Origin of the sequence: Ammoniphilus oxalaticus (assembly GCF_003609605.1) — a bacterium.
Classification (GTDB): Bacteria; Bacillota; Bacilli; order Aneurinibacillales; family RAOX-1; genus Ammoniphilus; species Ammoniphilus oxalaticus.
The window spans coordinates 14,279-38,548 of sequence record NZ_MCHY01000013.1 but is presented as its reverse complement, the minus strand read 5'-3'; the positions used below and the strand labels follow the sequence as shown (position 1 = coordinate 38,548).

The 24,270-nt window shown below is 42.1% G+C and carries 36 protein-coding genes; 28 read left to right on the top strand and 8 right to left on the bottom strand.

What is annotated here, in order from left to right; all coding sequences use genetic code 11:
- The first annotated feature begins 52 nt into the window (after nt 1-52).
- Nucleotides 53-1,075 (top strand): sporulation protein YhbH, encoded by a 1,023-nt coding sequence (gene yhbH / locus BEP19_RS16610; RefSeq protein ID WP_120191067.1) that lies wholly within the window; start codon nt 53-55, stop codon nt 1,073-1,075.
- A 29-nt stretch (nt 1,076-1,104) separates the two neighbouring features.
- On the opposite strand, the gene BEP19_RS16605 is transcribed toward yhbH, so the two are convergent.
- The 4 genes from BEP19_RS16605 to BEP19_RS16590 all read right to left on the bottom strand — a co-directional run bounded on the left by BEP19_RS16605 (nt 1,105) and on the right by BEP19_RS16590 (nt 4,657).
- Nucleotides 1,105-2,673 carry a recombinase family protein gene (locus BEP19_RS16605; RefSeq protein WP_120191066.1) on the bottom strand — a complete coding sequence of 523 codons (1,569 nt, stop codon included), beginning with the start codon at nt 2,671-2,673 and terminating at the stop codon, nt 1,105-1,107.
- 66 nt (nt 2,674-2,739) lie between these two features.
- Entirely contained in the window at nt 2,740-3,507 is a 768-nt protein-coding gene (locus tag BEP19_RS16600; protein ID WP_120191065.1) for a DUF1829 domain-containing protein, read from the bottom strand.
- A complete protein-coding gene (locus tag BEP19_RS16595) occupies nt 3,485-3,952 on the bottom strand; it encodes a DUF6978 family protein (protein ID WP_120191064.1) in 468 nt (155 codons plus the stop codon). The genes BEP19_RS16600 and BEP19_RS16595 overlap by 23 nt, the downstream gene beginning before the upstream one ends.
- Nucleotides 3,953-4,072: 120 nt before the next feature.
- Complete coding sequence (locus BEP19_RS16590) at nt 4,073-4,657, bottom strand: ImmA/IrrE family metallo-endopeptidase (RefSeq protein WP_120191063.1); 585 nt, start codon at nt 4,655-4,657, stop codon at nt 4,073-4,075.
- Nucleotides 4,658-4,708: 51 nt separating this feature from the next.
- Between BEP19_RS16590 and BEP19_RS17780 the strand changes: the two genes are divergently transcribed.
- Entirely contained in the window at nt 4,709-4,876 is a 168-nt protein-coding gene (locus BEP19_RS17780) for a hypothetical protein (RefSeq protein ID WP_170145415.1), read from the top strand.
- On the opposite strand, the gene BEP19_RS16585 is transcribed toward BEP19_RS17780, so the two are convergent.
- Nucleotides 4,859-5,746 carry a hypothetical protein gene (locus BEP19_RS16585; protein WP_120191062.1) on the bottom strand — a complete coding sequence of 296 codons (888 nt, stop codon included), beginning with the start codon at nt 5,744-5,746 and terminating at the stop codon, nt 4,859-4,861. The two genes, BEP19_RS17780 and BEP19_RS16585, sit on opposite strands and share 18 nt — an antisense overlap.
- A gap of 20 nt (nt 5,747-5,766) precedes the next feature.
- On the bottom strand, nt 5,767-6,465 hold the full coding sequence (locus BEP19_RS18305; RefSeq protein ID WP_120191061.1) for a helix-turn-helix transcriptional regulator: 699 nt from the start codon (nt 6,463-6,465) through the stop codon (nt 5,767-5,769).
- Nucleotides 6,466-6,617: 152 nt separating this feature from the next.
- Here BEP19_RS18305 and BEP19_RS16575 point away from each other — a divergent pair, with 152 nt between their 5' ends.
- Nucleotides 6,618-6,869, top strand: coding sequence for a helix-turn-helix transcriptional regulator (locus BEP19_RS16575; protein WP_120191060.1), 252 nt, complete (start codon nt 6,618-6,620; stop codon nt 6,867-6,869).
- Between the two features lie 146 nt (nt 6,870-7,015).
- On the opposite strand, the gene BEP19_RS16570 is transcribed toward BEP19_RS16575, so the two are convergent.
- Nucleotides 7,016-7,216, bottom strand: coding sequence for a hypothetical protein (locus tag BEP19_RS16570; protein WP_120191059.1), 201 nt, complete (start codon nt 7,214-7,216; stop codon nt 7,016-7,018).
- A 75-nt stretch (nt 7,217-7,291) separates the two neighbouring features.
- On the opposite strand from BEP19_RS16570, the gene BEP19_RS16565 reads away from it, so the two are divergent.
- Nucleotides 7,292-7,987, top strand: a complete 696-nt coding sequence (locus BEP19_RS16565) for a Rha family transcriptional regulator (RefSeq protein WP_120191058.1) — start codon at nt 7,292-7,294, stop codon at nt 7,985-7,987.
- A 15-nt stretch (nt 7,988-8,002) separates the two neighbouring features.
- Here BEP19_RS16565 and BEP19_RS16560 read toward each other — a convergent pair whose 3' ends face one another.
- Nucleotides 8,003-8,182: a hypothetical protein gene (locus BEP19_RS16560; RefSeq protein ID WP_120191057.1), complete on the bottom strand. Its 180-nt coding sequence runs from the start codon at nt 8,180-8,182 to the stop codon at nt 8,003-8,005.
- A gap of 45 nt (nt 8,183-8,227) precedes the next feature.
- On the opposite strand from BEP19_RS16560, the gene BEP19_RS16555 reads away from it, so the two are divergent.
- From BEP19_RS16555 to BEP19_RS16435, 24 genes are all read left to right on the top strand, one after another.
- Nucleotides 8,228-8,521, top strand: a complete 294-nt coding sequence (locus tag BEP19_RS16555; RefSeq protein WP_120191056.1) for a hypothetical protein — start codon at nt 8,228-8,230, stop codon at nt 8,519-8,521.
- A 145-nt stretch (nt 8,522-8,666) separates the two neighbouring features.
- Nucleotides 8,667-8,936: a helix-turn-helix domain-containing protein gene (locus tag BEP19_RS16550; RefSeq protein ID WP_120191055.1), complete on the top strand. Its 270-nt coding sequence runs from the start codon at nt 8,667-8,669 to the stop codon at nt 8,934-8,936.
- 16 nt (nt 8,937-8,952) lie between these two features.
- A complete protein-coding gene (locus BEP19_RS17775; protein ID WP_170145414.1) occupies nt 8,953-9,105 on the top strand; it encodes a hypothetical protein in 153 nt (50 codons plus the stop codon).
- 422 nt (nt 9,106-9,527) lie between these two features.
- Nucleotides 9,528-9,737, top strand: a complete 210-nt coding sequence (locus tag BEP19_RS16545; protein WP_120191054.1) for a hypothetical protein — start codon at nt 9,528-9,530, stop codon at nt 9,735-9,737.
- Nucleotides 9,738-9,749: 12 nt separating this feature from the next.
- The gene (locus BEP19_RS16540) at nt 9,750-10,691 is read left to right on the top strand and encodes a YqaJ viral recombinase family nuclease (protein ID WP_120191053.1); all 942 of its coding nucleotides are present in this window, start codon (nt 9,750-9,752) and stop codon (nt 10,689-10,691) included.
- 9 nt (nt 10,692-10,700) lie between these two features.
- Nucleotides 10,701-11,519, top strand: a complete 819-nt coding sequence (gene recT / locus BEP19_RS16535) for a recombination protein RecT (protein ID WP_120191052.1) — start codon at nt 10,701-10,703, stop codon at nt 11,517-11,519.
- Between the two features lie 69 nt (nt 11,520-11,588).
- Entirely contained in the window at nt 11,589-12,704 is a 1,116-nt protein-coding gene (locus BEP19_RS16530) for a DnaD domain protein (protein ID WP_120191051.1), read from the top strand.
- Complete coding sequence (locus tag BEP19_RS18050; protein ID WP_245983675.1) at nt 12,589-13,452, top strand: ATP-binding protein; 864 nt, start codon at nt 12,589-12,591, stop codon at nt 13,450-13,452. The genes BEP19_RS16530 and BEP19_RS18050 overlap by 116 nt, the downstream gene beginning before the upstream one ends.
- A 171-nt stretch (nt 13,453-13,623) precedes the next feature.
- Nucleotides 13,624-13,848: a hypothetical protein gene (locus BEP19_RS16515; protein ID WP_120191048.1), complete on the top strand. Its 225-nt coding sequence runs from the start codon at nt 13,624-13,626 to the stop codon at nt 13,846-13,848.
- 4 nt (nt 13,849-13,852) lie between these two features.
- A complete protein-coding gene (locus BEP19_RS16510) occupies nt 13,853-14,050 on the top strand; it encodes a hypothetical protein (protein WP_120191047.1) in 198 nt (65 codons plus the stop codon).
- Nucleotides 14,019-14,462 carry a RusA family crossover junction endodeoxyribonuclease gene (locus BEP19_RS16505; protein ID WP_425452797.1) on the top strand — a complete coding sequence of 148 codons (444 nt, stop codon included), beginning with the start codon at nt 14,019-14,021 and terminating at the stop codon, nt 14,460-14,462. Before BEP19_RS16510 ends, BEP19_RS16505 begins: the two co-directional genes overlap by 32 nt.
- Before the next feature lie 740 nt (nt 14,463-15,202).
- On the top strand, nt 15,203-15,394 hold the full coding sequence (locus BEP19_RS17415) for a hypothetical protein (protein ID WP_147393817.1): 192 nt from the start codon (nt 15,203-15,205) through the stop codon (nt 15,392-15,394).
- Nucleotides 15,395-15,833: 439 nt separating this feature from the next.
- Complete coding sequence (locus tag BEP19_RS16490) at nt 15,834-16,013, top strand: hypothetical protein (RefSeq protein ID WP_120191044.1); 180 nt, start codon at nt 15,834-15,836, stop codon at nt 16,011-16,013.
- Between the two features lie 431 nt (nt 16,014-16,444).
- Nucleotides 16,445-16,633, top strand: a complete 189-nt coding sequence (locus tag BEP19_RS16485; RefSeq protein WP_120191043.1) for a hypothetical protein — start codon at nt 16,445-16,447, stop codon at nt 16,631-16,633.
- A gap of 429 nt (nt 16,634-17,062) precedes the next feature.
- Nucleotides 17,063-17,266, top strand: a complete 204-nt coding sequence (locus BEP19_RS16480; RefSeq protein WP_120191042.1) for a hypothetical protein — start codon at nt 17,063-17,065, stop codon at nt 17,264-17,266.
- A gap of 59 nt (nt 17,267-17,325) precedes the next feature.
- Nucleotides 17,326-17,622 carry a hypothetical protein gene (locus BEP19_RS16475; protein WP_120191041.1) on the top strand — a complete coding sequence of 99 codons (297 nt, stop codon included), beginning with the start codon at nt 17,326-17,328 and terminating at the stop codon, nt 17,620-17,622.
- Between the two features lie 65 nt (nt 17,623-17,687).
- The gene (locus BEP19_RS16470) at nt 17,688-17,885 is read left to right on the top strand and encodes an XtrA/YqaO family protein (RefSeq protein ID WP_120191040.1); all 198 of its coding nucleotides are present in this window, start codon (nt 17,688-17,690) and stop codon (nt 17,883-17,885) included.
- The gene (locus BEP19_RS16465) at nt 17,882-18,412 is read left to right on the top strand and encodes a hypothetical protein (protein ID WP_120191039.1); all 531 of its coding nucleotides are present in this window, start codon (nt 17,882-17,884) and stop codon (nt 18,410-18,412) included. Before BEP19_RS16470 ends, BEP19_RS16465 begins: the two co-directional genes overlap by 4 nt.
- A 139-nt stretch (nt 18,413-18,551) precedes the next feature.
- Nucleotides 18,552-18,746: a hypothetical protein gene (locus tag BEP19_RS16460; protein ID WP_120191038.1), complete on the top strand. Its 195-nt coding sequence runs from the start codon at nt 18,552-18,554 to the stop codon at nt 18,744-18,746.
- Nucleotides 18,747-18,768: 22 nt separating this feature from the next.
- On the top strand, nt 18,769-19,257 hold the full coding sequence (locus BEP19_RS16455) for a sigma-70 family RNA polymerase sigma factor (RefSeq protein WP_245983665.1): 489 nt from the start codon (nt 18,769-18,771) through the stop codon (nt 19,255-19,257).
- 824 nt (nt 19,258-20,081) lie between these two features.
- On the top strand, nt 20,082-20,474 hold the full coding sequence (locus BEP19_RS16450) for a hypothetical protein (RefSeq protein WP_120191037.1): 393 nt from the start codon (nt 20,082-20,084) through the stop codon (nt 20,472-20,474).
- Nucleotides 20,475-20,558: 84 nt separating this feature from the next.
- The gene (locus tag BEP19_RS17855) at nt 20,559-21,341 is read left to right on the top strand and encodes a hypothetical protein (protein WP_211329379.1); all 783 of its coding nucleotides are present in this window, start codon (nt 20,559-20,561) and stop codon (nt 21,339-21,341) included.
- On the top strand, nt 21,334-22,752 hold the full coding sequence (locus BEP19_RS16440) for an AAA family ATPase (protein WP_120191036.1): 1,419 nt from the start codon (nt 21,334-21,336) through the stop codon (nt 22,750-22,752). Before BEP19_RS17855 ends, BEP19_RS16440 begins: the two co-directional genes overlap by 8 nt.
- A gap of 16 nt (nt 22,753-22,768) precedes the next feature.
- Entirely contained in the window at nt 22,769-24,268 is a 1,500-nt protein-coding gene (locus tag BEP19_RS16435) for a hypothetical protein (RefSeq protein ID WP_120191035.1), read from the top strand.
- The last annotated feature ends 2 nt before the right edge of the window (nt 24,269-24,270 follow it).

The window sequence follows — 24,270 nt, the reverse complement described above, 5'->3', positions numbered from 1 at the left end:
TATCGTTATGCCGAAGTGTAATGGATGTAGCCGATAGGCGAGGAGGAATAAGATGAAAGAGCCATTGTTCATCGTTTCTAAAGAAGACTGGTCACTTCATCGCAAAGGCTATCAGGATCAACTCAGGCACCAGGAAAAGGTGAAAGAGGCAATCAAGCAAAACTTGCCGGACCTTGTTAGCGAAGAAAGCATTATTTTATCAGATGGTCGGGATCTAGTGAAAATTCCTATCCGTTCGTTGGACGAATATCGATTCCGTTATAACTATAATAAGAGTAAGCAGGTTGGTCAGGGGGACGGAGAATCCAAAGTGGGCGATGTGATCGCCCGCGATGGTTCCCCCGCTCCAGCGCCCGGCAAAGGAAAAGAAGCGGGAGATCAACCTGGCGAGGACTATTATGAGGCGGAAATTTCTGTAGAAGAGTTGGAAGAGATGCTCTTTTCAGAAATGGAGCTACCTAACCTAGAACAAAAAGAACAGCAAGAGATCGTTGTCACCGATATCGAATTCAATGATATTCGCAAAAAGGGTCTGATGGGGAACATCGACAAAAAACGGACGATCCTTGAAGCGATTAAACGAAACGCGATGGAAGGAAAGGCCAAGCTAGAGAATATTACGAATGATGATCTTCGCTTTAAAACATGGGATGAAATTACCAAGCCTGAATCAAGCGCCTTAGTCATTGCCATGATGGATACCAGTGGGAGTATGGGTGTGTTTGAGAAGTATATCGCGCGTAGTTTTTTCTTTTGGATGACCCGATTTTTACGCACCAAGTATGAGAAGGTTGAAATCGTATTTATTGCCCATCATACCGAAGCGAAAGAGGTTACAGAAGAGCACTTCTTCTCAAGGGGCGAGAGTGGAGGGACGATCTGCTCATCCGCCTATCGGAAGGCGTTGGAAATTATCGATACGAGATATCCGCCTTCGCAATACAATATTTACCCGTTCCATTTTTCAGATGGCGATAACCTGACATCGGATAATGAACGCTGCACCCGATTAGTAAAAGAATTAATGGAGCGTTCGAACATGTTCGGGTACGGGGAGGTAAATCAGTATAGTTAACCACCATATAACCAAAAGAAGGCCGCCGATCAGGGCAGCCTTGGAAAAACTTCTAATTCAAAATGGTCCCTTTTGGTCCATTCCTTTTTTCTGATGAAGTGCGCCTTCTCAACGACCGACTTGAGAAGGTTATTTTTTTTCTCTGGATCATCGAGTTTATTATATGTTTCTAAAACAGCTCGGATTTTTGGGATGATCGTCTTTTGGTGTTTCATCCGATGTTCTTCCAGTTCAATTTCATCCTGAAGCTCCGCAATGGATTTTTCAACATCTTTCATCTTTTCTGAATTTGCCTTCTGGCGCTCAAGAAAGATTTCCTCGGTGTATATTTTTCGTTCCAACATTTCATAGGCAGTCTGTCGCATCTGATTTAACTCTTCTATTTCACTCTCCAGTTTCTCTATTTGCTTTTTCTTCCGCCCGATAATTTCTTCTGGGTTGCTTTTGTTGTCCGGTGAAGCGGATGCAATCATTTTTTGGTTGGTCGCAAATTCGTTTACGACATGTCTAAGTGACTCTATCAATCTTTCTTCTACCAAATAAAACATGGCGCCTTTCTGTATGCCTTGGCATCGAGAGTTGATGCATCGAAATTGGGGGTTCGGACGATCCTTTTTTGGTAGATAGTACATGGCACGATCACATACGCCACACTTCACAATACCAGCTAAAGGATTGGTAAGCGTAGTCCCATCTCGTGTTGGGGGTCTCCAGCGACTACTTAGAGCAAGATTCGCTTGGTCAAACAGTTCCTGCGATATAATGGGCTCATGGGCGTTGTCATGGCGTGTCCATTGATCTGGTGGAACGGCCCTCGAAATATACTTGCCATTCCTTTTTATATTTCGTCGCTTGCCCCATACGATGTGCCCCAGGTACACTTCATTTTTGATAATATAACTAATAGTGGATTGCTCCCAAAGATCGCCCTCTGGCGGCTTATAGCCTAGCGAGTCCAACTGCTTTACTACAGCTTGTCGTCCTTGTCCATTAGATATCAACTCAAAAATCTTTTTAATAACCGATGCCTGATCTGGGTTGGGGATCAGCTTTAAATCCTCATCCCTGTCGTATCCATATGGCGGCCTGCGGGTGATCGATCTGCCATCCCTTGCCGACCTTCTACGACCGCCCTGTAGCCTCTTGTTGATCTGCTTTAATTCTTCACGGGCTATAATGGACTTGATCCCAAACAACAGCTCTGCGCCCTCAGAGTTACAATTGATGACTTCGTGGGGCGTGATGATCAGCGTCTCGGAATACTTAAAGGAGCGAAAAATGGTCCCTGCATCGATCATGTCACCGCGGCCTAGTCGATCCAGATCCATGACAACGACCCCGTCAACAGATCCTTCCTCAACTTGCCTCAACATCTCTTGTGCAACATCTCTCTCGGACAGATATTCACCGGATACGACCTCGGAAAAAATGTCCACAACATGATGCTTCTCGCGCTTAACGAGTTCCAGCAACTCATTTCTGTGTTTATCCAGCGTGTCAAAGTGAGTATTATTTTCAATTGCCTTACGTTCTTCTTCTATATCCTTACGACTCTTCCTCAAATAGATAAAAACGTCTAAGTTAGTGGGGCGTTGCATGCGATAACCTCCTTATGATCATACCGTTAGGGAAAAATAAAAATACACCAGTATCAATTATCCGTTTTAAGCGGTCAATTCACTGATGTATTTATCTCTTTCAGTCCAAAGCACGGTTTTAACATCATATCTTGATAAAGCATCAATGACGTCGTTTTTTATAGTTGAATCTGAATTGTTTAAAAAAGCATAAAGGGTTGGATCGCCTTTTCTAGCCTCTTTCGTATCACTCCACGCCCACAACAGGGCTTGTGAAGCATCCCTTGTGGGATGGTTAATTGTTTTTATGAGCCTTTCTGAACTAGCTTTTGATTTTGGTATTCCAAAGTCGAACGTGTGACTATAGCCACTTCTTCCACTAAAGTTGATGTTTTCGAAAAAACGAATATCATTATCTAATAAAAAGTTTTCCACATCTTCTAAGAAAATGCTTTGTACATGTGGTCTTGCTACCATAAACATATCATTTACTGATAGCATCGCCTGGAGGAGCAAGTGTTTCTTTTGCGGGAAGTCACCAATGTCAGCTTTTATAAAAAGCTCGTCCCTGTCAGATCTTTGGACTCCATAACCATTCAACAATAACTGAAAAATCTCTTTTCTTCTCGGAGTTGAGTCAACTTCACAACCGGACATAAGAAGATCATTAATTATATATCCATCATCAGTGAGCCTGAATGCATCTCCATCGGGCACGACATAAATCTGAAGGAAGTCATTATGCCGATCCAACATAGGAGAGGTAATTTCAATGGCTCCGTTTATACTTCGCAATGAAATTCTTTCATTTAACCAGTCCAAATATGAACTTTTAAGTTTCCCCTGAAGATCCATTAAACAAATCACTTCCCTGATACCGAATTTGAGGTATGTTTCTAATATTATTATACTTCAAAAAATCAAAGAGCACCCTACCCAAATCACTTGCTTCTGTATCGATATATTCGTCCAAAGGATAGGCCCATTTATCCCCAAACCCCTCACGGTATACATGGATATGTGGACAAGGGATTATCTCAAGATCTGGATTTTGATGTGGCGGACCTTCGATGTCAATTCTAAATAAAGGAACAACCCTTTGATACCTTGTTTGGTAAGTACATTTTTTTATGTTAATTTGCCCTTTTCGTTGTATGTCTATAATAAACCTGTCGTTATCAAAAGTGCTTACAACATCCAGTTGTATCGAATCACCTAATTGGGGAAAGTCAATTGGTTTGTTTTCTACTAAATCCTTTATTGCTTCGAAGAGTTGTTTTGCTTCTTTATCTGTTAACATGATAGACTTCTCCCCTAATTTATATTCATATATACTTCAATTATGAAGAGATCGTATAGCCTGATCAAGGGCTTCAACCTGTTTGTTCCTTCACGTGAAACTTCTCTGAACAAAAATTGCTTACTCAAACCACTGAATGGTCCCAATATTCCCTTTTAAGAAAGAGAAGCCATCTACTCTGCGGTTAAATATCAGTTCCATTCGATAGTGAGCGAATTCCTCTGTTACGAGGAAGTAATCCGCAATATCCGTGATTAGAACAGCTTCATCGACCGCGGCATCATAAATAGTTTCGATAAATTTACTAGGCATTAATAAGTAAGCGGACATCCTCTTTGCTTGGTTTTCTATTTTTGCAACACCATGCTTGTCTAAGTTTAATTGTGATGTGTGGTGCGAATAGATGTGACAAAATTCTTCTGCAAGCAATAGTTTCTTTTCAATCGAATTTAGATCTTCTCTAATAAATATTATCCCTCGTCGTCCTTTTTCTTTTGGAATGGAAAAGGCATCTAAGTTCTCAATTGATTCCAGTTGAACATATTGATCTAGAAATGGGTAATCAAGAGGCATGATCCGAATGCCGTAACGCCAACAGATGTCGTACATATCGATTTCATCTGGGAAGTTATAGTTGAAGTGGGAGAGTACTTTGTTGGCGCGTTCTTCCCAGTAGTCGGTATGTATTTGTTGTTTAAGTCGCATGAAACCACTGCCTTTGTATAGTACAATCAAGTTAAGAAGGGTGGAGATAATATGAAAGTTATTGAAACGCAAGTGTCGCTCGTCGCATTAACATTTGATGAAATCGAAACAATTATTTCTGCATTGGAATCAGATTTTCATGAATGGGGCATTGAAGAAGCCGGTATATTATTAGGTCAATTTAAAAAGGCCAAAGAAAAATTAAGTAATAAAGAATGACAACTCGTTGATGAGTCTATATAACGTTTCAACTGTTTCTTTTTTCACCGGATCTTCATTAGTGTGCGCATTGCTATTCCGAATGCCGTTTTGTGCCCAAACTTCATTCCGCAATCTTCCGGGCAACACCTTTTTCCTATCTAAAACAAGAAGAGAATCTATAATATATGACTTACTTGGAAGCTTATCCCGCCCGAACACTTTAGTAATTATCAGTCTTAGTATATTTTCCAAAGCAATACCAGCGGTTGAAGCGGCAGCTAAATATAATCCTGCATTATAAGCTTTAGCGGATTCGCCAAATTCATATTGAAATGAAGGGTCTTGCACACGTTCAAGTACTTCATCTGTATTAATGGTTGCAAGTTCGATCGAAGGGGAGATGGCTCTTTCTAGTGCTTTACTAAATTTATATGCGGAATAGTGATCATCAGCCTTTTCGACTCCCCATTTCCTTGCGGAACCTACTAAAGTGCCTCTGTTAGACTCTGAAAAGGAAATGCCTGCATATTCCCCCAACCTACTAAAATGAAAAACGGTTAAATAATCGTTCAATCCGGATACGGAATAAACAAATTTATTCATCAATTTATCCGAGCTGCTTGAAATATGATCGAATTCATCTTCATCAATAGCCATACAATCAATGAACGTTAATCCATCCTCTTCATCCCTTGCAAATAGAAGGTGTGTGTCGCTATCATGCAGCAGCACGTGAAGATGTACTGGTTTCATATAAGTGAAAATGTCGCTGTCGGCGTGTTCATCTGGATAAAGAGTATTTACACGCTCTCTATACCCCTCTAAATACGGTTTAAAGAAGATTCGAAAACCTTCTTCGAGTTCTTCATTTCCGTAACTTTTTCTCACTTCCTCACCTCAACTTTTATCTAATCTTCCAACTCCCCAAACCCTTCCCCAAATTCCTCATCGTCTTCATCCAATAATATCTTCTTCATCTTATAGAGCTTGATAAGTTCTTTTACTTTTGCTTCTGGATTCGTAGCCAAGTCGTGGAAGAGGACGGGGTGCTTCCTCAACTCTTCAAATAGTTTCAATTCATCTAAAGATAGGTTGATTTCTTGACCAGCAACGGTGACTTTGTTTGTTGAGTGTACTCCCCGAGGATCATCAGTCCGTCCTAGAAGGTAGTCAGTTGATACGTTAAAGAACTTCGAAATTTCCTCTAAGTATCCATTGCTAGGAAGCGATCTATAATTCATAAGATCACGAATGTTTTCATCAGATACTCCAAATTCTATTGCTAATTTAGATGGATCCATGTTGTGATCCTCGGCGAGTTTTCTGAAACGATTAGAAAACTTTACGTGTGCCGGATCTTCAATAAAAGAAGTTACATCCTCTTTATTAAAGTCAATCATTAATTGTCCTTTCATTTCCCCGGTTAGCAGGAAGTCGACACTTACACCAAAGAAATCAGAAAGTCTCAGGAGGGTTTCATTATCAGGTTCGCGCTTGCCTTGCTCATACATTGCGTATGTAGTTCTGGCGGTTCCAATTTTGTTAGCTACATCTTCTTGGCGTAATTTCTTTTCTTTTCTTAGGTTTTTTAAACGATCACCAAACAATTTGATCACCTCCATATAATTCAATTATAACTACACAATGAGTGACATCAATCAATTACACAAAAAGTGTAAAAGAGTATTGACTATACGCGAAATGTGTAATATTATAAAGACATAAGTACACTAAACGTGACAAAGAGGTGGTGATAAGTATGAGGTTATGGTTGGTAAATAAGCGTAACCAACTCGGACTTACACAAGAAGAAGTGGCCAACAGGTCATCTATTGCAAGAACCACTTATGCAATGATTGAACAAGATAAAAGAATGCCTAGTGTTCCTGTAGCAAAAAGAATTGCAAAAGCTCTAAAGATTGATTGGACGTTTTTTTTTGATGATGAATGTCACGAAACGCGTCATTCATCATCAAAAATAGAATCCAACCCCCGAAAGGAGGTGAGCTAGGTGGCGAAGCAGTTTCTTGCTCATCCGTTAGAGGTGTTTCCGATGGTTGAAAGAGTGCTTTAACTCGCTCATGAGCTAGGTTGGGACGAAGATGATCTTTACCTTATAGCAAAGACCATCCTCGTACACATCAAAGAAAAATAAACCTACTTTTCACCATAAAACTTTTTGTGATCTTCTTGTCGATTTGCTTTAACAACAGTTCTGTTATAATCCTCAGCTTCTTTATATGAAGCTACGTAAATTTCAATTTTTTCTTTTGCAATAGCTTCTGGGGAGTCGCTTATTGCAGAAGATGAACTAACAACGGATAAAGCAAATTTTTCTGGGTCTATTCTTTTTAACATTCCTTTCACCCCCTCTCTATGAAAATAGTACCACATGAGAGAGGGGAAAAATCAGACAGACCAAAGGAGGCGCCTATGAGCCAACTAGTATTTATCGCAAACAATAAACCAGTAACAGACAGTCTTACGGTCGCTGAGGTATTCAACAAACGTCATGACATTGTTATTCGCGATATTGAAACCCAAATTGAAAAGTTGAATCAGTCTGGCGAAAGCGAATTCTCACTCCACAACTTTGAGGAGTCAGATTATAAGAATGACCGTGGTCGGACTTATAGAAAAATCAATCTTTCGGAAGATGCTTTTACATTAGTTGCTATGGCTTACGTAACGCCAGAAGCCATGAAGATGAAAGTTATGTTCATCCAAGAATTTAAAAGGATGCGCGAACACATTCAGAGCAATGTTGTTCCTCTATCAAAGGACCAAGCACTGGTTACAGTCCTCCGAACTACCGCCGATTTAGTCGAAGGACATGATGAAATTGTCAAAGAACAACACGAGATTAGAAAGCTCGTGACCCAGATCGACGAGAAGGTCGAAGAACAGATCACTCTCGATCATGGTGAACAACGTAGATTACAAAAGGCTGTTGCAACTAAAGTCTATGAACTGAGCGACGAACCAAATGAACGCTCACAACTGTTTCGTGAAATCTATCGCGAGATCAAAGATCGGTTTGCAGTTGCATCATACAAAGATGTAAAGCGCAAAGAATTACAAATTGCTATCCGATACGTTGCAAACTGGATTCCGAGAAAGGTCAGCTAATTAAGCGGCTGACCTCTAGCGATCTGTGACTGACTGCAATCTAAGTGAGTGTAAATCAGCCTTAATGTCGTTCACGTCTTCGGCAAGTAAAGTGATCAGCTCGTTACTTGAAACTTGAGTCTGTTTAATACTCGCAAGTTCAGTTTTCAAAATATGTATTTCATCCATTAATTGATGAATAAGTAGTTCGGGCATAACAGGTCATCCTTTCAAAGATTCTTTGGTCAAAGGAGGTTGAACATGAATCAAACTAACAGGGTTGTCCCACTCCGTTCCCCGCATAGACATAGAAAAAAGGGGGATGAGGACATGCAACAAAATAACAATGATCGTCCAGTATTCACAACGCAGATCGGCAATACCACAATTAAAATCCGTTCTATCCTTCCATTCATGAGTCCGAAAGAGCGTAGCGAGTGGTTCGAAGAAAATGCCGACCTTCCAGAAGTGAAGCAGATGAACAGGATTTTAGCGGAGTCGCTTTGGGCCTTGGAAGAGCAGGAGTCCGAAAAGGAGGACTCTCATGGGGCGTAACCGCCCTGGCGTCCAAGTGGACAAGCTCTTTTTTGCAATCACTTTGAATCTACTAAAACTAATTTTAGTAGATAGAGATAGAGTTGACTGTCCAGTTTTTGCAAGTGTGCAAATCCTGCACGTTGAAAGGGGGTGAATCGTAACGATGATGTACGGTCCATTGCTTAAGGAAGCAAGACTTAAAGCGGGGCTCAGCCAAGAGGAGATGGCAGAAAAGTTACACCTATCAAGGAGTAATGTATCAAGGCTTGAGAACAATTACTTGGCTTTAAAGGTAAGGGATTTAGTCGATTGGTTTCAAGTGACGGGAGCCCCAGAGATAGCGGCCGCAATCATATGCGGTGTCGATGTAGCGGCTGTCATGCAAATCATATCAACGGTATCGACGATGGTCGTGTGGGCGCTTACTACATAGGAAAGGGGATTGTTTGGTGGTAATGGTAATTGCGGCTAGTAAGTTAATGCCCGCGTGGAGAGTGCGGCAAATGTGTGGTCAGGCGTTAGATAACCCGAAGATGCTTGCGTGTCTGGATGAAGTCATAAAGGTCAGGATTTCTCGTGAAAAAAGAAAAACAGCAAGCTAGGTTTGGGGCCTGCTTACTGTTTATTAGTTAAATGTTGATCGTCTGGAATTATTATAACATCTGCTGGATCGTCCAGCAACGACAGGCTTGGTCCTGTCGTCATGATCGGGAGCTTCCTCCTGGGTTCTCGGTCGTGACGATGGATCCAATCCATTAAAAATAATAGGAAGCAGGTGAACGAATGATAGGCGGATGCATTTTGTTAGCAGCTATTTCGGGCGCAGCGATGGTCAACGGTTATTGGGTTCCAGGAATGCTTGGGCTGTTATTTTCCTTGGTTTTCGCCACTGCTGCGTATCAAGAGAGTGGGCGGAGGCGGACTAGAGATAAAAGGGCATAAAAAATGCCATTCGGGAAGATGGCGTTAGATTTTTTAAGTTGATTCGAGTATACCACAAACCTTTTTGAGAGGTGAAATAGAAATGATCAAGATTCGTGGAAAAGTAAGGCTCAATTTAGGTTATGAAATTGAAGTTGATATGTCTTCGGAGAACCTGGATAAGCTGTCGGATCAAGAGTTTCGGGATTTAATTTGTGAAAAGATCGATTGGGATCACGCTTTTGACCAAATGGAGTTTGAGGACATTAAGGACGTTACTGCAACGGAAATCAGGGAGTACAAAACAGCTTAGGAGGGGTAGGGCTTGCAAGCGATCAGGTTGGTGAATACAACTGATATTACTGATAAGGAATGGCTTGAATGGCGCAGGAGAGGAATTACGGGTTCGGACATTGGCGCGATATGCGGCATTAATAAATGGAGTTCTCCTGTCTCTGTTTATATGGACAAGCTAGGGGAATTGCCAGAGCAAGAAGATAACGAGGCTATGTACTTCGGGAGAATTTTAGAAGATGTTGTTGCGAAAGAATTTTCTTTTAGAACAGGATTCAGAGTCGAAAGGAGAAACGCAATTCTGCAGCATCTAGAGCATGAGTGGGCGCTGGCAAACATTGACCGGCTCATTATTGATAGAGAGAAAGGGCACGGCATTTTAGAAGTTAAAACAACCTCAGAGTACTTGAAGGATCAATGGACTGATGATGAAGTTCCAGCAAGCTACTTAACACAGATTCAATGGTATTTGTTTGTGACAGGTTTGCAATGGGGTTACTTCGCAACCTTGATCGGCGGCAATAAATTCATTATGAAATATGTCGAGCGTGACGACGAATTAATTCAGTACCTTTTCGATATCGGGAAAGAGTTTTGGGAGGAGCATGTATTGAAGAAAGCCCCTCCTGCGTTCGATGGAAGTGACGCATCCACCAAACTTTTAAGTGAACTTTACCCTAAAAGCGAGGATGGCAGTCAAACGGAGCTTCCTGATGAAGCTAACGCTTTGATCACTGCCATCGAACAGCTAAAGCAAGACGAGAAGGATTTAGAGACAACAAGGAAAGAGTATGAAAACAAACTGAAATCGATGCTAGGTGATTTTGAATCTGGGGTTATCGGAGATAGAGAGGTTACTTGGAGAAGTTACGAGACGACTCGATTTGATTCAAAATCTTTCCGAAAAGACCATGAGGATTTATTTGAGAAATACAGAAAAACAACACTCGCTAGAAGACTTTTAATTAAATAGGAGGCTGCTATGAGCACAAAAGCAACGAGCAACGAATTGAAAAACCAATTGGCTAACCGACAAGGAAATAATGCGGCAACGAATAACAACCCTGCAAACACGATTGCCGCTTACTTAAAAAGAATGGCGCCTGAAATCGAAAAGGCCCTGCCAGCTCACATGGACGCGGATCGACTCGCGCGGATTGCGCTAACAACGATCAGGACGACACCGAAGCTATTGGAATGCACCATCCCATCTCTTATGGGGGCAGTGATGCAATCGGCTCAGCTGGGCCTGGAGCCTGGCCTTATCGGACATTGCTATATCATTCCCTACGGCAAGGAAGCGACTTTCATTATCGGCTACAAAGGAATGATCGACCTGGCGCGCAGATCAGGGAACATAGAAAGCATTTACGCCCACGCGGTATATAAAAATGATGAATTTGAGTATGAGTACGGATTGAAGCCTAATCTCGTACACAAACCAGCCATGAGTGATCAAGGGGATTTCATTGGAGCTTATGCAGTCGCCCACTTTAAAGACGGTGGGTACCAATTTGAATTTATGCCGAAAGAGGAAATTGACAAGCGTCGAAATAGGAGCGCGGCATCTAAGGGCGGTCCGTGGGTAACGGACTATGAGGAAATGGCAAAGAAAACGGTTGTGCGTCATATGTGGAAGTACCTGCCGATCAGCATTGAGATCCAGCAGGCGGCGACGCAGGACGAGGTAGTCAGGAAGGACATTACAGAGGATCCGATGCCAGTCGATGTGTTGGATATTCCTTTTGAAGCTTCCGATGCAGAGGAAACGAGCGAAGAAGGAGAAATTAATTTCGATTAATGGGGACTTATGCCGAGGGAATGATCCCTCGGCGAAGCCAGATATAGAAATAAACGGGAGAGGTGTAGCATGGCAAAACCTCCATCGAAAAGTTTTGTTGGCATCGAAAATAAAATATTAGACGAGATTATCAGACGTGATTTTTCTAAGAGGCAATTGTCCATCTTGCACCTTGTTCTCCGACTTTCTATCGGTTGTCAAAGCGATTCGGCATACATACCGAGGTTAAAGAACTTTGAAATTTGTGGGGTAAGAAACACGCACATTAGAAAGGAATTGGAAGGATTGGAGGGGGCAAGGGTTCTAAGTTGGGATCGGGATCGGATGATCTTCGCCTTAGAAATGGATTGTGAAAAGTGGGAAATAGCGCCGATTAGAACATGGAATGAAGATGAATTTTCAAAGTTAATTCACATTAATTTGTTAGAGAGAGATCGAAAAAAGGTTGCCAAAACAGGAAGTTTATCGACTGAAAGTTACCAAAATAGTAACCCAAAAGTTACTGAAATAGGAACTAACGGTGAAGAAAGTTACCGAAACAGTAACAGGGAAGTTACTGAAACAGTAAGTTCAGGTTACCAAAACAGGAACTTTGAGGTTACCGATTCAGTAACCAGTTACCAAAACAGTAACTCGAAAGTTACCGAAACAGTAACTCCAAAGTTACCAAAACAGGAACTTCGACAGTCAGAAAACCCTTATGCAACAAGGGTTGAGGGGGTCTCTAAAGACAGTATTAAAGACAATGTTAAAGACAATAAAGAATTAGTAGTAGTAGTAAAGGACAAACCTAACGTTTTTGTGTTTTGGGAGAAAAATGGATTCGGGACTATATCTTCTTTTCTAAGCGAAGAAATCGGGTATTGGCTTGATGGGCAATTCTTTGATGAATCAGAAGAAGTCATTGTCGAAGCCATGAAGATTGCCATCCTCAACAATGTTAGAACATGGAATTATGTTAATGGCATTTTAGAGAATTGGAAACGGGATGGCTTAAAGACCATTGATCAAATCAAGGCTCACATTGCCGCTTTCAAAACCACAGGGGGGAACAGATCAAATGCAAAAGATTTCGGACGTAGCGGAGGAAATCAAAATCCGAATAGAGCAATTGCTTCGGGATCGCCAAGGCAGCGAACCGCAGCAGATGAAATCCGAGCCTTACGAGAAAGAAAAAAAGGTTGAATGTCAGTCATGTCAGGATAAGGGGATACGTTTTGATGGAATTCGAAACGGAGCCGAATATTGGAGTGACTGCGAATGTAAAGCAATTAGACGGATTAAGCGGCTCATGAAATCGAGTCAACTATCAGACGAGTTTTTATCCAAGTCCTTTGAAAACTATCGAAACTGGGCTGGGGATGAAAGATTAGATGAACTTTGGAAGACTGCGAGAAAATACGCCTTTGATTTTGAAAACATGAGGAAACTCGAAGAAGGCAATTCAATTGGCTTTGCTGGAGAAGTCGGGATCGGCAAGACGCATCTTGGTTGCGCTGTTGCGAATGAACTCATGAAACAAGGAGTTCAGGTTGTCTACTTCAACTTCGTAAACGGGTTCAAAGAAATGTTTAGCCAGTACGACAACGGTGGATTACAGGTCCAGAAGATTCGCGAAACATTGCAAAAATGCGAAGTATTGTTCATCGATGACATCGGCAAGGGAAGAGTTAATCCACAAATCGGTGTACCAGACATCACAAGAGGGGTTCACGACGAAATGTACGGGTTGATTGAACATCGATATTTTAATAGATTGCCGATCATTTGGACGTCTGAATATGAGCTTGAACTTATCACCATGTTGGGTGAAGCGACGGCTAGTCGGCTGATGGAAATGAGCGGCAAAAACTTAGTAAAAGTTTTTTATGAGGAGGGGGAAACGGTTGGAGAACTCAACTACCGATTGCGTCACCATTTCGTCGGTGTGTAGCCTGTGCAACAACACGAACGCCATGCTGATTCCGTTTAGTTCCTCCGTCTTCTTCATGCCCTGCCCTGATTGCGGGCCCCGAATCAAAGAGCAGGTGGCGGCGGCTGAGGAAGAGTTGCGGCAAATGATTGCTGATGCTGAACGAAGGTTCGGCGTAGGGGCTGCTGGGGCGTGAGGGATCAGTTTCCATACGTTAGCTGTGAGCATTACGATTTCCTGTGGGACAAGCAGATGGTAAAGCAGTTTCGCCAGCTTTGGAAACAAGGTCTATCCATCGCCGAGATTGCCAATCGGTTTAAAAGGGCGCCGCAAGAGGTTCTGTTTCTTGCCATCGACCAATACGACCTTCGACGGATTAAGAAAAGGGCCGGCGGGGTATGGGGAAAGGGGATCTAAGTACATGAGGGCATGGGTTCAGTTTTCGGACAAGCCTACGGTGCGGACAATGATTGCATCGCTGAAAAGCATAACCAAGCAACTTGAAGCGGCTGTGGACAAGGACAGCGCGGTCACAGGAATCAGGATCAACGGCAAAGAGCGTAAGTTAGAGATTGATGTGGATGGGGGTGAGCGGGATCGAAACGAAAAACAAAATTAAATTTACCGTGTTAGGGGAAGCGGTAGCCCAAGAGCGAGCAAGAGCAACAACGCACAGAGGTCGCATCCGAATGTACGACCCGCAGAATTCAAGGGATTTTAAACAATATGTTGGATTGGTTGCTTCTCAACACGCCCCAAGAAAGCCGTTAGAGGGACCGTTGAAAGTGAGGTTGGCAATATATCGGCCTATGCTCAAATCATTCAGCAGGCGGCGAATGGGGCTGGCAGAACATGGGCTATATCGTCCAACAACCAAACCAGACCTCGACAATTACGTGAAGTCGATCAGTGACGCGCTAAACAAGATCATTTGGAAGGATGACAGCCAAGTCGTCGATCTGCGCGTCTCCAAGTTTTATAGCGAGCAGCCGCGGATCGAAATTGAGGTAGAGTTGCTAGAAATCAATTAGGGGAGTGATTGTCGTGACGTGTGTTGTGAGAAAGAGTGTGATCGGAGGGGTGGTGATTACTGACGCAAGACCTGATTGGGTAGTTAGAGAGGACAATCAAATGGCGTGTCTCAGCCGTTGTCACTTATGGCGCCGTTGTATGACAAGGGCTGGTTATGACTGTAGACGATTGGGAGGAAACATCATCCCAAAAATAAGGATAGAGGAGGACCTAGGGGCTGCCACCCCATAGATCCAAGTGAAAAAAATATTGGCGGTACTAGTATACCACGTGGAAGGAGCATTTAATCCATGAAAAGGTTGGAAAAGCGTAGTTTAAGAATTAGAATTAACGATCTTTTGGATCATTGCAAAAACTGTGAGTTAGTTCGTGGTAAAAGCCAAAGGACAAGAGATCGGATATGCCAGGTTGAATGTGGTCTTGAGGCTGAAATCAGAAATCTTGGGACTAGGTTAACTAAAAATAAAATACCTGACGCTCTAAACAAGAAAACATATATTGAGCTACTAAACAATGGTTACACAAACAAAAGAATTGCCAAATTATACGGGTTAGACATGCAGGAATTTTATAAAAATCGTGCTTCATGGGGGATCCAATTGCGCCGTCAACGCCCGTCTAGGCGCCATGAACTAACAAAAGACAAGCTTCTCGAATATAGAAAGCAAGGATTATCGTACAGGGCTATAGCGGTTAGATATCGCATGAGTGAGAGCACCCTCATACGAATGCGGAGGGAATGGGGCTTGCAGGTCGGCTGATGAAGTTCGGGGTCGAGAAGATGGTCGATATGTACGGACGGGAATATGATCAATTGGCATTTCAGGAGGATGACAGGGATGCGGAAGATGAAGACGGTGACAAGGACACAGCTGCTGGTAGTTGCGCTGGACGACAATGCGCCGATGGAAATGCGGTATCAGGCGGCTAGGGAGCTGCAATATAGGCGATTGGAGGGAAAGTAAATGGGAGATTTAGCGGAAATGCGTTTGAGCGGAATATTGTGTGAGTACTGCGGGTGTTTTATCGATGGTGAGGAACCAGGGCATCCGAGATATTGCGATGAGTATTGTGAGGGGGAATCGGAATGATCAACGTATGGTGGCTGTTGCCCGCATCCATATTGGCGGGGAGCTTCGGGGCCATGATGATGGCCGTCTTTATTGTTGGAGCAGGACGATTGTAAGGAGGGATGGAATGACGCTGTTGAGATATTTACTGTACATCATTCCAATGGAATACCATCTTAGAAAGCAATTCACTATCGACAGTAAACACAAAACAGTTTTGAGGTATCACTATGAAATGGCTCAACATTATTACAAAAAGATATATAAAAAGGATTTTGAACGTGTAAGGGAGGAATCAGAGTGAGTATTGACGCCGACAGAAGAGTGTACATGCACTTATACGAATGCACGAAATGTTCATGCGTTTTCGCGGTGATCGATGATGACGAGATGGATCAGGACGCCATCGTGTGCCCGCACTGTCAGTATGAGGAGCATCTAAAGGACAAGTCGTATGGGGTTTTTGTAGCGACGGTGTAGACGCGTTGGTCCTTAAAATTATAATAGCAAAGGAAAATCCTCAACTTGGAGAGAGGAGGCTTTCCTTTGCTAACAATTGCATGCGATATGCAATTCTAATCTTCAACAAGGCGGACTTTTCATCAGATACAGAGGGTAGACCCGATCCAACTCAAACTCGTGAAAGGTGAGTGCCTTGTTAACAGATGGATTACATAAGCGCTGCTACGAAAATAGCAATTTAATAAAAGGCGGGTTGAAGCAGGTTGCTGTGAAAGGAAAAACAACAATAGCTGCTTCAGCCCCAAGAAAGTTAGGAAGTTGTTTAATACTACTATCACAATAATTGTAGCAGAAGGGGTTGTAAAAAGGTAGCAATAGACTAGCAATTGTGTATAGTTAGAAAATTCTGTGTAATAGTAGATGCATAAAGCGTAGTGGGAGGTAAAGAAATGCCAGATAGATTGAAGACTATAAAGAATATGGTTGAAGCTATGGATGGGGATTTAACAGCACAAATATTTGGATGCGAAATGAACGCAAAGGCTATTGTTGATGATTTTAAATGGCTTATTGGACAGCTGAAAAGTCGAGGAGTTAAAGGGCGAAATTCAAGTTATCTTAGATTCTCCTTTAACTGATTTTGTTGAATTGCACGAAGCGATTCAAGATAGATTAAACATTTTCTGATTCACAGTTCGTAAAAATTTAGTCGTAAGGGAAAACAGCGAAGATACATCATTCTTCTTCGCTTTTCCTAAAATCTACATTGCTCAATTTATTTGATATCTCTTTGAGTAAAGCGTTTCGTTCCTTCTGGGCATTAATTAAGCTAGTTGCAAACCAAATAATAAACCCAAGAAAGGCTAGGTAAATTAATAGCGGAATAAAAGAAATTAGAGTAGTAACTATTGTATGTACCTCCTTTTTTAATTATTAAAAACTATAACATAAAGTGGAAAATTAAGCAGGTTGTTTAATAAACAAGATATGGATGGACAGCAATATAAACAAAAAACGTTTTTTGAAAGATAATACACAGTTCGTTCATAAGACGAAGGAGTGAAAAGATGCGTAGAAAAACTGTATTCGATAGGGAATATGCGGTTTATAAGAATGATCAAATAATTGCCATGGGCACTGCTTATGAGTGTGCGGAAAAGTTAGGTGTTCAACCTCATTATATTTATTGGATGACCACGCCGACCGGGAAAAGAAGATTAGCCAGTAGGAAGAACCAAGACAAGGCACAGACGGCCATTGTTATTGATTAATCTGATAAACGTGTAGGAGTGCTTCCGACGATGAAGCGAAACTGAAAGGGGATAAAAGAATGAATGGACAGGAGCGAGAATATTTTTTGTTAGCGATTGATAAGACGGCCTACTCTAATTTTCTTGTTTGGTGGGGGCCAAATGACTCCGGATATACAACGAATATCGAACAAGCTGGGATCTACACCGAAGAAAGGATTAACAGCGACCGTTCATATTATGACAATGACGAGTGCGTTCCAGTACCGCTTGAAGATATAAAGCTATTAAATACAGTTCATGCTGCAACGTACAGCTTGCATAACATCAATCAATTAAATGTTTTGGACAAGCTTCGGAAATATAAACAAAAATAGCCAGGATCTCTCCCAGCTAATCTTTTCTGCAAATTTGATTATAGCATATGGAGAGGGGTCCGACTATGAGGTCGCTAGATATAGAGGTAAATGATAGAAATAGGTTAGAATTTGATATAATGGATATACCATCCAGTTGCGTGATTGTGATCTGTGATGGAAAGGCGAAATTGAGAGAGCTTCCTCCATTCGGTGAATATAGGATTTTGACACATCAGGGGAAGGTGAAGCGCATGAGAAGGGAAGAAGGGGAAGAGTTTTGAACGAAAATGAGTTAATGTGCGTAATTTATTTTATAAATAAGGAAAACCTTACTTTAGCCATTTCATTGTTTTCATTAATGATTTCCTTTTTAGTTTATAGAAACAATAAAAAAATGAAACAATTAAATATTCAACCAGAATTTATTTTAAGGAGCATATTTAACAATATCCACGCATCAAAGAAAGTGAGCTTTAGTTTATTAAATAAAGGATCCATTAGAATAACTGATTTGTCCGCAAAATGGATTAGCAATGTTCAAACCATACCATGCGATATTTATATTACAAACTATGAGAGGACAAGAAGAAAAGAGACGGTTGAACGAGGGATAAGCCCAGTGGTTGAGGTAAGGAATATAAGTGGAGGACAGGAGACGGGATACATTGTAGTGAAGTATCGGGATGTTTTGGGGAATAAGAAAAAGGTGTATTCACCAATAATTAAAATAAATAATGCTAAACTAACGAATGAAATGGATGTCATTAATCAATTTCTATCAGTGAAACAATATCATAAGTTAAAATAGTTCTACCAGCCAACTGGAGGACACTGAATGACGCACAAGCGTTGTTTGGTGTCCTTTTTCTTTTGTTGCATGAGGGAAAGCGCTCTCTGTAACTTATTTACCCAAAATCAATAGTTTTGGCAACGAGGAGGGGATCAAGGTGAGCCAAACGTTTAAGGACCAGCTTCAACAGTGGAAAAAAGAGAACATGAAGCCCGCTCCTAAAAAGAAGAAGCGCAGGAAGCCACAGAAACGCCGCAGTGAGCGTTTGTCCACTCGTGATATAGAAAGCCTAATGGGGATGCACAGACCCACGTACGCAAGGGGCAGAGGTGGGGCATATCGCCAAAAGTAAATATATAAGGGAGGCGGTAAGTTTGGATTGGGCAGACAGGTTAATTCGTGAGTATTCAGACGGTCGGAAAGAATTAAAAAGACAAGCGGATCAGCTTGATCGCGACAATCCGAATAATGCGGATGATCTTACGCTGATCAATGGGATGATTGAGAATATGAATTTCTCGCTGGAATGGCTAGAGACAGGAAGACAACCAGGGCTGCGGCGCGGTGTAGATAAAAGCCGAATTTATCAGCGGCAGTATTTTGAAAGCATGGACTTGATACCGGATATTACCGATCAGATAGATGACATAAACGAAAAGGAACTGTATATGACGAGAGAGGAAAAGATTATACTCGCGGATATATTCGCATCATTTTCCCATCGCGAAAGGCAATGCTACATCCTTCATGTAGGTCAACGAATGAGCATGGGGAAGATCGCTGATGAGATCGGTGTGAGTAAAGGGACTGTCCAAGGATACATTAAAAGAGCGGAGAAAAAGATCAAAGAAAGAATATCATGACTTACGCTTGGCTTACGAAGCCTGTATGGGTGAGGGGGAAATTATAGAGGGGGTGCGGCAAAGACTCTAATTAATTCGCCTTAATTATTCAAATATGTTTCATATTATGATAAAATAAAATTACCAAACAAGTAATTCATAAGTTGAAGGCACCCTCTTCGAAGCGCACGTATGACTAGTCACCATACAATAAGTCGCGTCCTTACTTTTAAAAACCAATCATTGGTTTATTCAGGTGGTTCATTCAACCTATAAGGTACAGAAGGGGGTATGTGTCGTCAAAGGAAAAGAGGGAGTGCACTGGAATGCATCTCCCTCTTTTTCGTTCTGTGACTATGTCCAATTGATCAGGCAATACAAACATCTCAATAATGACACACTCTAAGCTTGTATGGGTTTAGGTAGGCAACAAGAATAGTCAGTTCTTGCCTTAGATATTATAAATATTGAAATTGTATGTATATATACCAGTCGCCGGATCATAATATAGAACGTACAGTGTCAGTCCTTAACTGAGGCTAAGGACACCAAACATTACTGTAATAATGATGGAAACTACCATTAATATTACGGTAACTTTTTCATAAGTTGTCATTAGGCACCCCCTTCACCATACGGGTGCCTATGTCATGCTATTCATTATATATGTTTTATAATTTTTTTAACAATGAACTGGTAATTTAATAGAATAAGATTCATATAAAACGGATGAGAATAACTTATGACGAGGTGTTTTTTGTTTGATAAGTTCTTTATCCATGGGAAAAAAGTAGCAGGTAAATACCTCCTTTTGTCGAATTGGTTCGATGAGAGGTGGTGATTAAATGGGGCTAGAAAGTAAAAATATTTACAACATGCAGTTATTAAAAGAGCTTATGGAAGAAACTCGTAGCTTTGTAAAGGCATCTTACAACGTATTGGTTGATGGTGTTTACGAAGGAGACGTAAGCTTTCAACTTTCACTTGGATTTTTACAAATAGCGAATCAAAGCTACTTAACAGCTAAAAATTTATGTTTTGAGCAGGGTTTGGAAACTTTTGAGATACAACTGTTTTTCGAATCGTTCAATAATTATAGATTTGAATTAAAGGAATATGTTGTAAAAAGGGATGACAACCCATCTTGGTTAAGTTCAAGGTATGACCAATTTATTGAAGGGTCTAGTCGTGCGATAACGTTTATTAGTGACTATGCTCAGGATTATAAATCGAAATAGTTAGGAAACAGCACCCATCGCGGTGCTTTTTCTTTTGCCAAAAATCGAAACAAGCAAATAGCGGTAGGAGGCGGTGTTATGTAGATGCCTAATTGGGATGAAATTAGAAATGAGTGGGAAACAACCAAGATCACGTTCAGGGCATTGGCTGAAAAACATGGGGTTAAAGACAGCACGATTCGCAGCAGGAAAAACCGTGAGAACTGGCAACGCAACGACGCAGCGCAACGTGCAACAAAAAAGAACAGCGTTGCAACGGAGAAAGACAAAGGTGTTGCATCTAATAAAGGCGACACTTCATATAAGGGACAGAAAAGGCGCAGCGGAAACCCGAATCCATCACACAGATTTCCGAATCACAACAGCTTTCAACTAAAACACGGTTTATACAGCAAGTTTTTGCATAAGGAGCAAGTTGAAATCATTAAGGCGATGGAAGGCTCTAGTTTCATTGATCAGCTTTGGATGCAGATAGAAATAAAGTTTTCCGCAATAGTTCGCATGCAAAGAATCATGGGTGTCGATGATGAGTGGGACCATCTTAAAGAAAAATCGGGACATAGTAGCGGAGTGGAAGGTGACAGTACAACATACAAAGTTATTTATGCACATGAACGCTTCGAGTCATACATTAGGGCTCAAACTCGGGCGATGGCTGAATATCGAAATTTAGTGAGGCAATATATCGAACTGGTAGATGAGTTTGACGAGCGTAGATTGAATCTCGAATTGATGCAGGCCCGAGTTGACAAGACAAAAGCCGAAATCGAGAACATATCTAGCAACACCAAAAATGACGGCGCGGATGATTGGGTTGCTGCAATAAAAGAAGCTGCTGAAAGGCGCAAGGTGAATCGCGATGAGTAACAAGCCACATAGCGTGCTCGTTGATCTTATCGACGTGTATTGGGATGATCCTGTTGCCTTCGCGGCAGACATCCTTCAATTCTACCCGGACACTTGGCAGCGAAATGTCCTCAATGACTTGGCAACTGATCCATTCGTTTCTGTCCGATCAGGGCAAGGGGTTGGGAAAACGGGGCTGGAGGCTGTGGCGGTTATTTGGTACTTATGCTGCCGACCAAACCCGAAGGTGATATGCACAGCCCCGACTCGACAACAACTCAATGACGTTCTATGGGCAGAGATTGCCAAGTGGCTTGAATCGTCGATGGTTAAGAACTTCCTTAAATGGACTAAAACAAAGGTGTACATGGTAGGGAATGAAGAACGCTGGTTCGCTACGGCCAGAACGGCAACGAAACCTGAGAACATGCAGGGGTTTCATGAGGATTATATGTTATTTGTTGTCGATGAAGCTTCTGGTGTCGCTGATGATATCATGGAGGCTATTCTTGGTACATTGTCAGGACATGAAAACAAATTGCTGATGTGTGGGAACCCGACTCGAACAAGTGGGGTTTTTTATGATTCCCATCATCGTGATCGAGCAGACTACAAAACTCATAAGGTTTCCAGTTACGACTCGTCGAGGGCGAGCAAAGAAAACATTGAGCGCCTAATCCGAAAGTATGGAGAGGGCAGTGATGTTGTTCGTGTTCGTGTTTATGGCGAGTTTCCGAAAGCAGAACCAGATGCATTTATCGCTTTAGAATTGGCGGAGACGGCAACAGAAACAAAAGTAGTACCGTTAGGAAACACTCTACATCTTGGTGTTGACGTTGCGCGTTATGGTGATGATGCTACTGTAATTGCACCAAGAATCGGTGGGAGATTGTTTGATTTGCAAGACTACACCAAACAAGGAACAACAGAAACCACAGGGCACATCATCCGAACAGCACGTGATTATCATGAGCGGTATCCATTTATTAATGATGTTGTTATTAAAGTGGATGATGATGGTGTCGGTGGTGGCGTTACGGACCAACTAGAAGAAATAATCCAAACGGAAAGATTTCCTTTTTCTATCCGCGTTGTTCCAATTGGGAATGGCAGAAAAGCCGAGGACACTGAACATTATGAGAATCGAGGTACGGAAATATGGGCATCGGTTCGTGATTGGCTAACGGAAAATTTAAGCCTTTATCTTCAAGGATCAGAAGGGACCGTTCAGTTTCCAGATGATGACGAGCTAATATCACAACTAACTTCGAGAAAATACAGAATAACAAGTAAGGGACGAATCATGTTGGAGCGTAAAGAAGATATGAAGAAACGCGGCCTTGATTCCCCAGACAGAGCAGATGCAGTTGCACTTGCATTTGCAACGGAGGAGGAAATGATGTGGTCCAGCGAACGCTTTGCTAACTGGTAGAAAGAAGGTGAAATACATGACGATCTCATACATCAAGAAGCCGTTCCCTCCGCCGCCTTATGACGCGGAAGTAGCAGAAATGTTCTACTATCGAAAGTTGTATGATGGTGATCATGAAGAAATATTTCCGAGAGCCCGAACGATTGGCCAAGTAAAGAGATACAGCTTGAAGCGAATGGGTATAAACAGATGGCGCCGCATTGAGCAACTTGAATCTTCAAATCAGGAGTACATCGTAGTCAACTTTTCAAGCCTAATAGCGGAGTTGCCGTCCGATCTCATTAACCGCTCCCTTGGTAATATATCAGCCGATATTGAGGAAGGGCCCGAACTTGAATTTGTTGAATCTGTTGTCGATGCATCTAAGCCAACCGAAAAGATATGGGCGGCCGTCACACAGCACCAGGTTGATGGACGTGTTGCGTACCGCATCCGACGTAATGATCGCGGGAAAGTATGGTTCGAGTGGATTGCTGGTTGCCAATACTTTCCGCACGACGATGATGACGGGGCGGATATCGCCTGGATTGAGGAGTGGGGCGATGAAGAGAGTAAGAAAGAGAAGTACTTACGAATTGAGCGCCAACGCTTAACGGAGACAGGATTATCTGTTCAGCAACTTGTCTTTGAAATGGAAGGGAAGACAGTAAACAATGAAATGGACATCAAGGCATATGCGCAGCGATATGAGCTATTCATTCCCGAGAATGTTGAGCTGGAGGGCGTTACCGAATTGCTATGCGGTTATGTGCCGAATGATGAGACGTTGCCTAACCCGCGCGGGCGCTCCGCCCTGCGGAATGTTGATGGGATACAAGAGGAGATCAATTGGACGATTACCAGGGATGCTGTTATTTTCGACAAACACGGTAAGCCGAAGCTGGCAATCCCTCGAAAATTGTGGGACACCGTTGCACAAAAAAATAACATGCATTATGGACAACACTTTGTTCGCAATGCTGACCTGGAAGTCGTCAGCTATGACGAAAACAACGGAGCGGTTCCCCAATATATTACTTGGGATGCTAAATTAGAAGAGTCGTACAAACACGTATCAAGGCTGATCGAATATATGATGGCCGTATCTAAAACATCTCCTGAAGCTGCGGGAATCAAGGATGGAAGGGGCAATACGGGGATAGCGCTTCTGTATCTCTGGATCACATCGGTTATCAAAGCTGAAGCGATTCAGGCCAAATTTGATACTGCCATGAAAGATGCGATTCGCAAGTGCGTCATTTTAGAAAATGCGATGAGTGGCGCTGATATGGAAGTGATGGCGCCTGTTATTGAGTGGGGAGATATGATGCCTAAAGCGGACAGTGAACGTGACACCGAGGAATCGAACAAGTATAGTCAGGGCGTTCAATCGCTTGAAACAACAGTCCGCCGCATTCATCCCGATTGGTCCGAGGAAGCTATTCAGGCGGAGATCAGGAAAATTGAAGACGAAAATATGATCGATTCAATGGATCCGACACTCATTCAACCTCCTAAGGCTAGGGTAGGTGAATAAGA

What these genes read in the sequence shown, in the direction of transcription:
- BEP19_RS17415 (WP_147393817.1), top strand. Translation starts at nt 15,203, where the DNA reads ATGGGGCTTGCAGGTCGGCTGATGAAGTTCGGGGTCGAGAAGATGGTC.
- BEP19_RS16510 (WP_120191047.1), top strand. Translation starts at nt 13,853, where the DNA reads ATGAGGGCATGGGTTCAGTTTTCGGACAAGCCTACGGTGCGGACAATG.
- BEP19_RS16440 (WP_120191036.1), top strand. Translation starts at nt 21,334, where the DNA reads ATGAGTAACAAGCCACATAGCGTGCTCGTTGATCTTATCGACGTGTAT.
- BEP19_RS16565 (WP_120191058.1), top strand. Translation starts at nt 7,292, where the DNA reads ATGAGCCAACTAGTATTTATCGCAAACAATAAACCAGTAACAGACAGT.
- BEP19_RS16485 (WP_120191043.1), top strand. Translation starts at nt 16,445, where the DNA reads ATGCCAGATAGATTGAAGACTATAAAGAATATGGTTGAAGCTATGGAT.
- BEP19_RS16470 (WP_120191040.1), top strand. Translation starts at nt 17,688, where the DNA reads ATGAGGTCGCTAGATATAGAGGTAAATGATAGAAATAGGTTAGAATTT.
- BEP19_RS16555 (WP_120191056.1), top strand. Translation starts at nt 8,228, where the DNA reads ATGAATCAAACTAACAGGGTTGTCCCACTCCGTTCCCCGCATAGACAT.
- BEP19_RS16450 (WP_120191037.1), top strand. Translation starts at nt 20,082, where the DNA reads ATGGGGCTAGAAAGTAAAAATATTTACAACATGCAGTTATTAAAAGAG.
- BEP19_RS16475 (WP_120191041.1), top strand. Translation starts at nt 17,326, where the DNA reads ATGAATGGACAGGAGCGAGAATATTTTTTGTTAGCGATTGATAAGACG.
- BEP19_RS16435 (WP_120191035.1), top strand. Translation starts at nt 22,769, where the DNA reads ATGACGATCTCATACATCAAGAAGCCGTTCCCTCCGCCGCCTTATGAC.
- BEP19_RS16545 (WP_120191054.1), top strand. Translation starts at nt 9,528, where the DNA reads ATGATCAAGATTCGTGGAAAAGTAAGGCTCAATTTAGGTTATGAAATT.
- BEP19_RS16480 (WP_120191042.1), top strand. Translation starts at nt 17,063, where the DNA reads ATGCGTAGAAAAACTGTATTCGATAGGGAATATGCGGTTTATAAGAAT.
- BEP19_RS16530 (WP_120191051.1), top strand. Translation starts at nt 11,589, where the DNA reads ATGGCAAAACCTCCATCGAAAAGTTTTGTTGGCATCGAAAATAAAATA.
- BEP19_RS16550 (WP_120191055.1), top strand. Translation starts at nt 8,667, where the DNA reads ATGATGTACGGTCCATTGCTTAAGGAAGCAAGACTTAAAGCGGGGCTC.
- BEP19_RS16560 (WP_120191057.1), bottom strand. Translation starts at nt 8,182, where the DNA reads ATGCCCGAACTACTTATTCATCAATTAATGGATGAAATACATATTTTG.
- recT (WP_120191052.1), top strand. Translation starts at nt 10,701, where the DNA reads ATGAGCACAAAAGCAACGAGCAACGAATTGAAAAACCAATTGGCTAAC.
- BEP19_RS16600 (WP_120191065.1), bottom strand. Translation starts at nt 3,507, where the DNA reads ATGGATCTTCAGGGGAAACTTAAAAGTTCATATTTGGACTGGTTAAAT.
- BEP19_RS17780 (WP_170145415.1), top strand. Translation starts at nt 4,709, where the DNA reads ATGAAAGTTATTGAAACGCAAGTGTCGCTCGTCGCATTAACATTTGAT.
- BEP19_RS16590 (WP_120191063.1), bottom strand. Translation starts at nt 4,657, where the DNA reads ATGCGACTTAAACAACAAATACATACCGACTACTGGGAAGAACGCGCC.
- BEP19_RS16595 (WP_120191064.1), bottom strand. Translation starts at nt 3,952, where the DNA reads ATGTTAACAGATAAAGAAGCAAAACAACTCTTCGAAGCAATAAAGGAT.
- BEP19_RS16575 (WP_120191060.1), top strand. Translation starts at nt 6,618, where the DNA reads ATGAGGTTATGGTTGGTAAATAAGCGTAACCAACTCGGACTTACACAA.
- yhbH (WP_120191067.1), top strand. Translation starts at nt 53, where the DNA reads ATGAAAGAGCCATTGTTCATCGTTTCTAAAGAAGACTGGTCACTTCAT.
- BEP19_RS17855 (WP_211329379.1), top strand. Translation starts at nt 20,559, where the DNA reads ATGCCTAATTGGGATGAAATTAGAAATGAGTGGGAAACAACCAAGATC.
- BEP19_RS16570 (WP_120191059.1), bottom strand. Translation starts at nt 7,216, where the DNA reads ATGTTAAAAAGAATAGACCCAGAAAAATTTGCTTTATCCGTTGTTAGT.
- BEP19_RS16605 (WP_120191066.1), bottom strand. Translation starts at nt 2,673, where the DNA reads ATGCAACGCCCCACTAACTTAGACGTTTTTATCTATTTGAGGAAGAGT.